Origin of the sequence: Empedobacter sedimenti, from assembly GCF_030005555.1 — a bacterium.
GTDB lineage: Bacteria > Bacteroidota > Bacteroidia > Flavobacteriales > Weeksellaceae > Empedobacter > Empedobacter sedimenti.
Genome location: NZ_JASCQG010000003.1, coordinates 171,426 through 183,553, shown reverse-complemented (window position 1 = coordinate 183,553; position 12,128 = coordinate 171,426). Strand labels below are relative to the sequence as shown.

Sequence of the window (12,128 nt, the reverse complement as noted above, 5' to 3'; positions counted from 1 at the left end):
TAAAAAAAGCTCCAAAAAAGGAGCTTAAAATTACATTATAAATTGATATTTATGGATTGTATTTTTTATTTAAGGCTTTCAAAATAGCCCAAGTTTCTGAATCTACTACACCATCATATTTTTCAGGACGGAAATGCATCTGAAAAGCAATAATTGCATTTTTGGTTTGTGCATCAATCATACCATTGCTTGGTACATCATATCCATATTTTTTTAGGTCGTTTTGTACATCAGTTATAAACACAGAACTCATCGTATCCCAAGGATATTGTTGCATTAACAAGTATTTGTCAGTTTCCTCGTACCAAGCACCAACACCATAATCTGTGTATAATTTTTTCCATGGAAAAAGTGGTCCTGGATCTGGTTTTCGACCTGGTGCAATATCAGCATGACCAACCACATTGAAAGGTTGAATATTATAACGATTTACAATATCTCGTGCTAATTCACCTACTTTTTTGATTTGATAATCAGGATAAGGTTGATAAACACCACCACTGTTACCAAGATTAACAATTTCGATACCAATAGAAGAGAAATTTAAATTATCTAAACCTTTCCATTTACTTATACCAGCATGCCAAGCACGTTTTGTTTCGTCAACCAATAAATTGATTTGTTTATCATCATAATCATTTATCAAATAATGAGAACTTACATCTTTTTGAGTTAAAACCTTTAACGATAACTCTGTATTGATTGCTGTATAATGCAATACCAAAAAGCGTACACGTTCGTCCTGCGAAACTGACGGATAATAATCGGTTGTAACTTTGTAATGTTCTAACTTTGCTGCGCGTGTCATTTCAGGTTGCTCTGTTTTTGAGTTGATGATGACAGTGTCACGAATAACCTTTGTTATTGTTTTTGGTAACGGTTTATTGGTTGCACAACTTGTCAAAATAAAAAAACAAGAAATTCCTGAAAATACTAATCCTTTAACATTCATTCTTTTAGTTCTAAATAGTCTTTAAAGTAGCCAAAATTAAGCCAAAAAATTTAATTTTTTTTCAAAAAAGACTTGTTTTGCAATAAAACTCATTCTATATTTGCATCCGCTTTACAGAAGTAATCTCGGTTATAGAAAGTAAAGAAGGAGAGGTGCCAGAGCGGTAATGGAGCAGATTGCTAATCTGTCATCGGGAAACCGATGCCAGGGTTCGAGTCCCTGTCTCTCCGCAGTAGTTCATTTAAATATTTATTTTTTACAAGACTAATTTTCGGGGTGTAGCGTAGCCCGGTCATCGCGCCTGCTTTGGGAGCAGGAGGTCGCAGGTTCGAATCCTGCCACCCCGACGAATTTTAGTAATAAAATTTTGGATTGGTCCAGTAGCTCAGCTGGATAGAGCAACTGCCTTCTAAGCAGTAGGTCTCAGGTTCGAATCCTGACTGGATCACAAAATCTTGTAAAGATAAACGTACAATTCAAAAGAATTTAGGAGAGGTGCCAGAGCGGTAATGGAGCAGATTGCTAATCTGTCATCGGGAAACCGATGCCAGGGTTCGAGTCCCTGTCTCTCCGCTTTTTTTGAATAATGAATGACCAAATCGGGGTGTAGCGTAGCCCGGTCATCGCGCCTGCTTTGGGAGCAGGAGGTCGCAGGTTCGAATCCTGCCACCCCGACGAATTTTAGTAATAAAATTTTGGATTGGTCCAGTAGCTCAGCTGGATAGAGCAACTGCCTTCTAAGCAGTAGGTCTCAGGTTCGAATCCTGACTGGATCACAATCTAAAGAAAACCCACACTGATTATCAGTGTGGGTTTTTTGTTTATTTCTGTTTTAATACGATCAAATTTTAAGCAAAACTTTAAATCACTATTTTCATTGAGTTTCTTTCAGTAAAGTTCACTTATTTTTATTTAAATAAATTGTATGAATCAGCCTACCAAAATCAAAATGTCAAGAATATTTTTAGGATTGACAATTTTCTTCTTTATCTGTTTTGTTGTTATGTTTAGTATCGATGGAACCGAAATAGCAAGAAGTCAATTTTTTTTACTTGATTTTATAGCTTATACAGGGTTTGCGTCCTTTATTTTATGTCCACTTTTTTCAGTGCTATCCATTATTTTTAACTATAAAAATTGGATGTTATATCTTGTATTACTTTTAAGTTTTATTCCTTTTTTTGGAATCGTAAAACTATTTGAAGGTGCTAATTTCGGAGGAAGTTTTTAGAACTTATACTAAATTTTCTCTCCCTTTCTCACTTAATTGCTTAAAGTTAATTGCAGGAATAGTTGGATTTAGTTCAGATTTGAAATTGGTTACATTAGGCGTTTCAAAAAAATCTAATTCGTACAAACCATCTTCCACGAATTGACAATCATCAGTCAAAATATAAATTTTCGGAAAACTTGGTTTACGTTCTATTTTTACTTTTTTTATGTTATTTGTGTCTGTAAAAACTTCTCCTTTCTTTGTGTTTGCCATAGTATAATAATTATGACAAATTTAATGAGTTTCTATTCAACTTTTAATTTATCAGTAAGTTTTATTAAAATTGAATTATAATAACTTAAATTATTTTAACTTCGTTTTAAAGTAAAAACCACGTGAAATATATTGTACAAACTCTTTGTCTCGGTTCTGTTTTTTTGGTAACAAGTTGTTTACCAGTAAAAACGGTTTCGTATCCTAAAACTACTGTTACAGAAATTAACGATTTGTCCGGAAAGTGGTCTGTTAATCAGAGTTCAAATTACCTTGTTTTTGAGGATACAACAAAAAAAATGGTGTTGAAAACGGATTGCGGAATTATTACAGCTGATTATACAAAAGTAAATCAAGCTATAATTTTTAATCATTTAAAACAAGTGAATGTTGATTGCGAAATTCCTCAAAATTTGATGCAAAATTTACAAAAAACTGCATATTATAAAGTAAATTCTACAAATCAAATTACTTTTTACGATGAAGCTCATCAAGAAAAGCTAACTTTGAATCTAGCTAAATAAACATCAATTAAAATTTATTATGCTAAGCATAATTTTTTATTAAATTTGTCTAAATTTCTAATGTTGAAGAAAGTTTTAAGTTATCCGTTATCTATAATCTTTTATATTTTTTATGGATTAACGTTGTTGGTAATGCACGTAGTGCAATGGTTGTGTTACAATTTGGGAGGTTATTCTGCTCATCATCAAAGTGTAAAAGTGATGAATGGTCTTTTGGTTTTTTGGACAAAATTTTTAGGGACAACTTACACATATAAAGGGCGAGAGAATTTGAAAAAAAATGTACCATTAATTTTTGTGAGTAATCATCAAAGTATGTATGATATTTCTCCGTTAGAGTATGATTTGGCTGATTATCATCCAAAGTTTATTTCGAAAATAGAATTAGGAAAAGGAATTCCGAGTGTATCGTACAATCTAACACATGGAGGATCAGCATTAATCGATCGTAAAAACGGAAAACAAGCAATAGAGGAAATTAAAAAACTAGCACAATACATTCAGAAAAATAATTATTCAGCAATTATTTTTCCAGAAGGTACAAGAAGCAAAAATGGTGTTCCGAAATCTTTCAAAGAAAATGGATTGAAAGTTTTGACAAAATACGCTAAAGATGCATATGTTGTTCCAGTTACGCTTAACAATACGTGGGAAATAGAGAAATGGGGTAAGTTTCCGATGTATTTAGGTGCTAAAGTAACGATACAATATCATAAACCCTTAAAAGTGAGTGACTATAAGTTTGATGAAATATTCGAGCTTGCAGAGCAAACCGTAAAAAGTAGTATAACCGCATAAAATAATTATATGTCAATAAAAAATGTTCGTCTGGAAGTAATGCAATTTCTTGAGAAAGATATTGATGCTTATATGGATAAATTCTTAGTTCCAGCTGATAAAATTTGGCAACCAACTGATTTTTTACCTAACTCGCAAAGTGATTCATTCTTTGAAGAAATTAAAGAATTGCAAGAGCTTTCGAAAGATTTACCAGATGATTTCTGGATTACATTGATTGGAGATACTATTACCGAAGAAGCCTTGCCAACCTACGAATCGTGGTTGATGCAGATGGATGGTGTAGTTGATGAAGAAGGTAATTACCTAGAGAATGGATGGGCAAAATGGATTCGTCATTGGACAGGTGAGGAAAATCGTCACGGAGATGTCTTAAATAAATTTTTATACTTATCTGGTCGTATTAATATGAGAGAAGTAGAAGTTTCTACTCAACATTTAATTAACGATGGTTTTGATATAGGAACGGCGCATGATCCTTACAAAAACTTTGTTTATACAAGTTTTCAGGAGTTAGCTACTTACGTATCGCACAATAATGTATCTGCCATTGCTAAGCAGTTTGGAGCAAAAAAATTATCACGTATGTGTAAGATTATTGCAGGAGACGAAATGCGTCATCATTTGGCTTATACAGAGTTTGTTCGTCGTATTTTTGAAGCAGATCCATCAGAAATGATGAAAGCAGTTCAATACATGTTCAAACTTAAAATCGTAATGCCAGCTCATTTCTTACGCGCTTCTGGAGAAGATAGAGGAACTTTATTTGATTCTTTTTCTGATGCAGCACAACGAATAGGTGTGTATACAGCACATGATTATGTTGATATTATGCGTAAATTGATCGATGCTTGGCAAATAGATAAAATTTCTGGATTGAATGAAGAAGCCGAAAAAGCAAGAGATTTTATTATGAAATTCCCTGATAGAATGGAACGTATTTCACAACGTATTGTAATTCCAGAATCAGGACCACAATTCAAATGGTTAGTTCCCGCGACAGCAAAGTAATCTAATTAAAGTCATAAAAAATTAAGGTAATTCTATAACGAATTGCCTTTTTTTATTCATTAACTTTAACAAAGAAATTAAAAAAATACTTCATATGGACGATTTTATTGCTGCTCGTAGTCAAATGGCAATGTCGTTAGCCTTTCACATCGTTTTTTCGTGTGTTGGGATGGTGATGCCATTTATGATGGCAATTGCTCATTACAAATATCTCAAAACGAAAAATGAAATTTACAAAGGATTAACCAAAGCTTGGAGCAAAGGTGTTGCTATTCTTTTTGCCACAGGAGCTGTTTCAGGGACTATGCTTTCGTTTGAGTTAGGGTTATTGTTTCCTAAATTTATGGAACATGCAGGACCAATTTTCGGAATGCCATTTTCGTTAGAAGGAACTGCTTTTTTTATTGAAGCAATTGCTTTAGGATTTTTTCTATACGGTTGGGATAAATTCAATAAATGGTTTCATTGGTTTTGTGGTGTAATTGTTGGGATTAGTGGATTAGCTTCGGGTATTTTGGTAGTTGCAGCTAACGCTTGGATGAATTCTCCGTCAGGTTTTGATTTTGTAAATGGAGAATATTTAAACATTGATCCTATAAAAGCGATGTTCAATGATGCATGGTTCTCACAAGCTTTACATATGACGATTGCAGCTTTTTGTGCAACAGGATTTGCCGTTGCGGGTTTACATGCTTACTTAATCTTGAAAGGTAAGAATGTAAATTTTCATCGTGAAGCATTCAAAATTAGTTCTGTTTTAGCTATTTCTGCCGCATTATTAGCGCCTTTAAGTGGTGATATTTCAGCGAAAGATGTTGCAGAACGTCAACCAATAAAATTAGCTGCAATGGAAGCACATTTCAAAACTGAAGAAAGTGCTCCGTTTGTTTTAGGTGGAATTGTAAACGAAGAAAAAGAAGAAATAAAATATGCAATAAAAGTTCCAGGTGTGTTAAGTTTTTTGGTGCATTCTGACTTTAACAAAGAAGTAAAAGGTTTAGAGGAATTCCCGAAAGACGAATGGCCTCCTGTAGCAATTGTTCATTATGCTTTTCAGATTATGATTACTTTTGGAATGTTGATGATGGGAATTGCTGTCATTTTCTTGATTGCACAATTTTTTAAGAAAGATTGGCGAACAAAGCGCTGGTTTTATAAATTGTTTATGATTGCAACGCCTTTTGGTTATATCGCTTTAGAAGCAGGTTGGACGGTGACAGAAGTTGGTCGTCAACCATGGATTATTTACGGAATAATGCGAACAGTAGACTCTGTAACACCAATGCCAGGAATTCAGTATTCGTTTTACATTTTTACGTTCGTTTTCATTACTTTATCGATCATTTTGGTGTTCTTAATGAATCGCCAGATACAAATGGTCGCAAAACTTTACGATCCAGAAGATCCTAATTATAAACCAGAAAAACATTAAGTATGATTTACGTAGTAACAGCATTTTTGTGGGTTTCGACTTGCTTGTATTTAATTTTGGGTGGAGCCGATTTCGGAGCTGGTATTGTCGAACTATTTTCGAAGAAAGATTTCAAAGAAAGAACACGTAAAATTATGTATAATTCGATTGGTCCAATATGGGAAGCCAATCATATGTGGTTGATTATTTCGATTGTAATCTTGTTTGTAGGTTTTCCTAAGATTTATGCCGAAGTTTCCAATTATCTCCATATTCCTTTAGTTTTGATGCTTTTAGGAATTATTGCTCGCGGTACTTCCTTTACTTTCAGAAATTATGATGTAATAAAAGACGAGTGGCATAAATTGTATGCCGTTATTTTTACATATTCAAGTGTTATAACGCCTTTATTTTTAGGTATAATCGCAGGTTCTATCGTTTCTGGTAGTATTGATGATAACGCAACCAACTTTATGGATGCTTATGTATTTTCTTGGCTAAGTTGGTTTAATGTTTCAGTCGGTATATTTACAATTACGATGTGTGCTTTTTTGGCAGCGGTTTATTCAATTCAATCTACAACGAATGAAGAAGATAAAGTAAGATTACGCAAAAATGCAAAATATTATACAGCCTCTATTTTTGTAGCAGGAGGACTTGTTTTTGCAGTCTCTTTTTGGCAAGGTGTTCCATTATTTGATTGGATTACAGATCAAATTTATGGTTACATAGCTGTTGCTTTAGCTACAATTTCTATCATATTATTAATTGTAGATTTAAATAAAGGAAAAGATCAATTGACAAAGGTATATGGAGCATTAATCGTTATCATGATTTTATTTGCAGCATCATATTCTCATTTCCCTAACTTAGTTCTTTTCAAAGATGGTTCAACTTTATCTTTGATGGATGATATTGGCGCAGAAAGCACTATAGATATGTTAGCTTGGGCATTGTTATTGGGTTCAATATTTATTTTACCCTTCTTTTTCTATTTAATGTATGCTTTTAATAAAAGACAAAAAATATAGATTTTAAAAAATAAAACCACTTCATTTCCGAAGTGGTTTTTTATTTTAATTATGTTTTGCTTGCCATTCTGCAATTTCTTGCTCATTTAGCAAACAAGAATTTAACTCTTGTGTAACTTTTTCTTTATCCAAACCTTGTCCAATAAAAACAAGTTCTATCATTCGATCTCCCCATTCTTTCGACCATTTTGCATCAATCGTTTTTTGATTAAATTGATATGCTGCAAACTGAATTCTTTCGTCATATGGCATCGAGCACCACCATGCTCCAGCTGGATCAATTCGGATACTTCCTCCAGCTTGACTCAAGAAAATAGCTTCATCAGGACGATTTGCTAACCAAAATAAACCTTTTGAACGGTAAATAGTAGCAGGGAAATCATCATTTAAATACGTTAAAAAACGTTCTGCATGAAACGGAACCTTTTGTCTGTAAACAAAAGAAGTCATTCCATATTTTTCTTCTAAATGATTGTGATGTTCGTGTGTACAATGCGCGCCACATTCGTGATCATGGTCGTGATGATGATGGTGATGTACCTCTTTTTCTTGCTCTTCTAATAATTTTATCCAAGCATCCATATCCTGAATTTTCTCAAAATCGAAGAGATTAGTATTTAAAATTTCAGTTAATTCAACGTGAGAAAAACTTGCAGGAATTATTTTAGCAGAAGGATTTAATTTTGTCACAAACGCTTCAATATTCATCAACGTTTCTTCTTCAACCAAATCCATTTTATTCAAAATAATCACATTCGAAAATTCAATTTGATCGATTAAAAGATTCACAATCGGACGATTATCTTCTCTATTTTCTGTAAAACCACGATCAAAAACATCTTCATCAGTTCCTAAATTTTTGAAGAAATTATAAGCGTCAACTACAGTTACCAACGTATCTAAACGCGCAACTTTTGGCAAATCAATTTTACCATCTGGCGAAACAAAATCCAATGATTGCGCAATAGGACCTGGATCAGAAATACCAGAACTTTCAATAACTAAATAATCGTATTTTTCTGATTTAGCTAATTTTTCAATTTCTACAATCAAATCCTCTCGCAATTCACAACAAACGCAACCATTGCTCAATTCGACTAATTTTTCATCTGTCTGAATCAAATTATTTTCGCGAGAAACCATTTGAGCGTCAATATTTACTGCGCCCATATCGTTTACGATTACGGCTACTTTTAGTCCTTTTTTGTTGTGTAATATATGATTAAGAAGTGTTGTTTTACCGCTTCCAAGAAATCCAGAAAGTACCGTTACAGGTAGTCTATTTTTCATAATATATGCTTAAAAATGTAGACAAAGTTACGTTATTCTAAAAAGAAAAATAAGGTACAATTATCTATATAATTTATAATATTCTGTTAAGAATTTGATTAAAAGTATGCTATGTTAAGAATTGTTTTATTTTTGTTTAAAATCTAATTACTCAATGTTTATCAATAGTGTTATCACGCTAATTATTATTTCAATTTTACTTGAAGTTTACCTATATTTTAACTTTAAAAAATTCTTTCTAAACAAGTATTTCCTTTTCGGAAATATGCTTTTGTGGCTTCTTGTTTTGGGTAATTTTGGTTATAACTTAATCTTTTTTGATCGTAACGTAGGTCAAACGCAAACCACAATGTGGGCAACAGGCTTGTTTATGTTGTTTGGTTTTCCGCGACTTATTTTATTTATCTTTTTTCTTATTCAAGATATTTTTAGAGGATTTGGTTGGCTGTTTAATCGTGCTACAAATCGTCAAGTAGCAGAGAATATTTATTTACCATCTCGTAGAAAGTTTGTGATGATTTCAGGACTAACAGTAGCTTCTATACCATTTTTTAGTTTGATCTATGGAATGACAGTTGGGAAATATAACTATAAAGTCATCAAGAAAAAATTGGCTTACGAACGTTTACCAAAATCGTTTGATGGATTTAAGATTTTACATATTACGGATATTCATTCAGGAAGTTTAGATAATAAGAAAAAAATAGAAGAAGCTATTGACTTGATTAATCAACAAGAGTTTGATGTTTTGTTATTTACAGGAGATATTGTGAATAATTTTCATTGGGAAATGGACAAATGGTACGATGTTTTTTCGAAAATAAAACAGGCGCCTCACGGAAATTTTGCTGTTTTAGGGAATCATGATTACGGAGAATATTCGGATTGGAAATCAGAAGAAGAAAAACAAGAAAACTTCGAGAAAATTAAAGCTATTTTTCCTAAAATTGGAATGCGATTATTATTAAATGAGAATAGAATCATCACAAAAGATGGAGAACGAATTGCTTTAGTTGGTGTACAAAATTGGGGAACTCGTTTTAAAAAATTGGGAGATTTAGATGTAGCTTCTCGAAATGTAAAATTTTCTGATTTTAAGATTTTGATGTCTCACGATCCTTCACATTGGAACGAGATAGTAAAATCTGATCCAAAACATTATGACTTAACTTTGTCTGGTCATACACACGGAATGCAATTGGGAATTGAAGTTCCGAAAATTGGTTTGCGATGGAGTCCTGCACAATATGTATATCCGCAGTGGGCAGGTTTTTATGATTTTGAAGGAAAAATAATTAATGTTAACCGTGGTTTTGGTTATCATTTTTATCCAGGTAGAGTAGGTATTTGGCCAGAGATTACAGTAATAGAGTTGAAAAGTAAACAAGTTTAAAATAAATAAAAGCAATCAAATTTTTGGTTGCTTTTTTGATGTACATCAATTTTATTAATGAAACATTTCGCGAATTTTGTTTAAATAAAAACTTAGATTATGAATGAAGAATTAATCCCACTAGAAGTGATTAAAAATGAAAAAACTTCTCGCTTTGAATTAAATGTTGATGGACATATTGCATTTATTGATTACAAACAAGAAGATGATGTAATTAAATTAATACATACCGAAGTTCCTGAAGAATTAGCAGGGAAAGGCGTAGCGCCAGCTTTGGTAGAGAAAACATTGGTTTATTTGGAGGAGAATCATAATTCATTGTTTCCGTATTGTCCATATGTTTTTGCTTATATCAAAAAACATCCAGAATGGAAAAGAATCGTTAATCCAAAGTTTCCGAAATACAAAGATTTATAATTAAATAAAAAGGGAGAAATAAGAAAAGCGACCATTGGTCGCTTTTTCTGTTTATTTAAAAAGCTATTACGCTTTATGATCTTCTTCGTGAGTATACGTTTGTTCAACTGCAACGTGACCTTCCCATTTGTCTACAGCAACTGTAGATAAAGCATTTCCAAGTACATTTGTCATAGAACGAGCCATATCACAGAAATGGTCGATTGGTAAAATTAAGGCGATTCCTTCTGGTGGAATTCCAAACATAGAACAAGTTGCTACAACTACAATTAAAGAAGCTCTTGGTACACCTGCAACACCTTTTGAAGTTAACATTAAGACTAATAACATCAAAACTTGTTTCTCGATTGGCATATGAATACCATAAACCTGCGCAATAAATAATGATGCAAACGTCATATACATCATCGATCCATCTAAATTAAATGAATATCCGAGTGGTAATGTGAAAGAAATAATTTTCTTTTGTGCACCAAATTTCTCTAATTCTTCAACTAATTTTGGGAAAACAGCTTCTGAAGAAGTTGTAGAGAACGCAATTAATAAAGGCGCTTTGATATGTCTTAATAAATCGAATAATCGGTTTCCTAAAATAAAATATCCAACGATACATAAAACCAACCAAAGTAACAGAATACCAATTACAAAGGCAACTAAGTATTTTAGATATAATGCAAAAATTCCGAATCCGTAAGTTGCAATTGCGGCAGAAATAGTTCCTAAAACACCTAATGGCGCAGTCCACATTACATACCCAACCATGATTAAAACGATATGCGAAATTTTGTCTAATGCTTTTGTAATCATTTCTCCTTCTTTTCCGTAAGCTGCCATGGCAACACCAAAAAAGATAGAGAAAACAACAATTTGTAAGATTTCATTTGTTGCAAACGATTCGAAAACAGATTTAGGAATCATATGAGTAATGAAATGCTCTAACGTAAGAGAAGCTTGACCTTTTAATAAATCTTGGGCAGAACTAGCGTCCATTTCTATGTTAACACCTTCACCAGGTTTCATTACGTTTACTACAATAGCACCAATTACTAACGATGTAAGTGAGGCAGTTATAAACCAACCCATTGCGCGCCCACCAACGCGTCCAACCATCTTCATATCACCCATTTTAGCAATACCAACTACTAATGTTGAAAAAACTAAAGGCGCGATAATCATCTGAATAAGACGAATAAAAACAGTACCAAGAAGTTTGATATTTTCAGAGAAAGAGGTAATATTTCTAATTGCAATAGCTCTATCATTAACAGTTCTTCCAGTTATTTTATCATTTTTTGCTTTATCAGAGCTGTTTTTAGCATTAATTTTTTTAGCTTTAGGAGATTTATCATCTAAACTTTTAATACTAACATCTAGTTTTTTAATAGCATTTGGAAAAAAGTAAGCTTTTTCATCATTTTGAGGTACAAAAACAATATCCTGATTTTTATATACTTTTTGAATAGAATCTAACTTTTTCTGATCATTATAATCTTTATAGATATAGACTTTTTGCACTCTTTTTACATTATCAGTAGTGACATAGCTTACTTCTTCAATAGGATTACTGTTTTCTATTGTTTTAGTATCTATTCTAATAGATTGTCCACGACCAAATAAATTGATGTATCCTCCAAGCACAACCCCGACAAGAAGTGCAATAATAATAGCTATAAAAAGTTTATTGTTTTTCATTATGCGATTTTAAACTTTTCCAAAACTACTATTTTTTAGCAAATTATTAAGAATTAAAATTGATTTATACACCAAATTTAATATAAAACCCTTTGTATGTAGTGTTTACAAAGGGTTTTTATT

The 12,128-nt window shown here is 32.4% G+C and carries 11 protein-coding genes and 6 tRNA genes; 13 read left to right on the top strand and 4 right to left on the bottom strand.

The features are described 5' to 3' along the window. Window positions 1–49 precede the first annotated feature (49 nt). Window positions 50–952: an N-acetylmuramoyl-L-alanine amidase gene (locus QHG34_RS04685; RefSeq protein WP_282629028.1), complete on the bottom strand. Its 903-nt coding sequence runs from the start codon at window positions 950–952 to the stop codon at window positions 50–52. 146 nt (window positions 953–1,098) lie between these two features. On the opposite strand from QHG34_RS04685, the gene QHG34_RS04680 reads away from it, so the two are divergent. From QHG34_RS04680 to QHG34_RS04655, 6 genes are all read left to right on the top strand, one after another. Continuing rightward, window positions 1,099–1,182: transfer RNA gene (locus QHG34_RS04680), tRNA-Ser, on the top strand. Window positions 1,183–1,224: 42 nt separating this feature from the next. After that, window positions 1,225–1,299, top strand: a tRNA-Pro gene (locus tag QHG34_RS04675). 27 nt (window positions 1,300–1,326) lie between these two features. Further along, a tRNA-Arg gene (locus tag QHG34_RS04670) sits at window positions 1,327–1,400 on the top strand. 41 nt (window positions 1,401–1,441) lie between these two features. After that, window positions 1,442–1,525: transfer RNA gene (locus QHG34_RS04665), tRNA-Ser, on the top strand. Between the two features lie 27 nt (window positions 1,526–1,552). After that, window positions 1,553–1,627 (top strand) — tRNA-Pro (locus QHG34_RS04660). Window positions 1,628–1,654: 27 nt separating this feature from the next. Then, window positions 1,655–1,728: transfer RNA gene (locus QHG34_RS04655), tRNA-Arg, on the top strand. A gap of 458 nt (window positions 1,729–2,186) precedes the next feature. Here the strand turns inward: QHG34_RS04655 and QHG34_RS04650 are convergent. Further along, complete coding sequence (locus QHG34_RS04650; protein WP_282629027.1) at window positions 2,187–2,438, bottom strand: hypothetical protein; 252 nt, start codon at window positions 2,436–2,438, stop codon at window positions 2,187–2,189. A gap of 122 nt (window positions 2,439–2,560) precedes the next feature. Here QHG34_RS04650 and QHG34_RS04645 point away from each other — a divergent pair, with 122 nt between their 5' ends. The 5 genes from QHG34_RS04645 (at window position 2,561) to QHG34_RS04625 (ending at window position 7,213) form a co-directional block, all read left to right on the top strand. Then, window positions 2,561–2,962, top strand: a complete 402-nt coding sequence (locus tag QHG34_RS04645; protein WP_282629026.1) for a hypothetical protein — start codon at window positions 2,561–2,563, stop codon at window positions 2,960–2,962. A 63-nt stretch (window positions 2,963–3,025) separates the two neighbouring features. Next, window positions 3,026–3,760: a lysophospholipid acyltransferase family protein gene (locus tag QHG34_RS04640; protein ID WP_282629129.1), complete on the top strand. Its 735-nt coding sequence runs from the start codon at window positions 3,026–3,028 to the stop codon at window positions 3,758–3,760. Window positions 3,761–3,769: 9 nt separating this feature from the next. Then, a complete protein-coding gene (locus tag QHG34_RS04635; RefSeq protein WP_282629025.1) occupies window positions 3,770–4,771 on the top strand; it encodes an acyl-ACP desaturase in 1,002 nt (333 codons plus the stop codon). A gap of 94 nt (window positions 4,772–4,865) precedes the next feature. Then, on the top strand, window positions 4,866–6,203 hold the full coding sequence (locus tag QHG34_RS04630) for a cytochrome ubiquinol oxidase subunit I (protein WP_282629024.1): 1,338 nt from the start codon (window positions 4,866–4,868) through the stop codon (window positions 6,201–6,203). 2 nt (window positions 6,204–6,205) lie between these two features. Beyond that, entirely contained in the window at window positions 6,206–7,213 is a 1,008-nt protein-coding gene (locus QHG34_RS04625; RefSeq protein ID WP_282629023.1) for a cytochrome d ubiquinol oxidase subunit II, read from the top strand. Between the two features lie 45 nt (window positions 7,214–7,258). On the opposite strand, the gene QHG34_RS04620 is transcribed toward QHG34_RS04625, so the two are convergent. Next, window positions 7,259–8,503, bottom strand: a complete 1,245-nt coding sequence (locus tag QHG34_RS04620; RefSeq protein ID WP_282629022.1) for a GTP-binding protein — start codon at window positions 8,501–8,503, stop codon at window positions 7,259–7,261. A gap of 265 nt (window positions 8,504–8,768) precedes the next feature. Here QHG34_RS04620 and QHG34_RS04615 point away from each other — a divergent pair, with 265 nt between their 5' ends. Then, complete coding sequence (locus tag QHG34_RS04615; RefSeq protein WP_320416881.1) at window positions 8,769–9,896, top strand: metallophosphoesterase; 1,128 nt, start codon at window positions 8,769–8,771, stop codon at window positions 9,894–9,896. Window positions 9,897–9,995: 99 nt separating this feature from the next. Next, the gene (locus QHG34_RS04610; RefSeq protein ID WP_282629017.1) at window positions 9,996–10,313 is read left to right on the top strand and encodes a GNAT family N-acetyltransferase; all 318 of its coding nucleotides are present in this window, start codon (window positions 9,996–9,998) and stop codon (window positions 10,311–10,313) included. 66 nt (window positions 10,314–10,379) lie between these two features. Here the strand turns inward: QHG34_RS04610 and QHG34_RS04605 are convergent, their stop codons facing one another. Further along, window positions 10,380–12,005, bottom strand: a complete 1,626-nt coding sequence (locus tag QHG34_RS04605) for a dicarboxylate/amino acid:cation symporter (RefSeq protein WP_407080899.1) — start codon at window positions 12,003–12,005, stop codon at window positions 10,380–10,382. Between the last annotated feature and the right edge of the window lie 123 nt (window positions 12,006–12,128).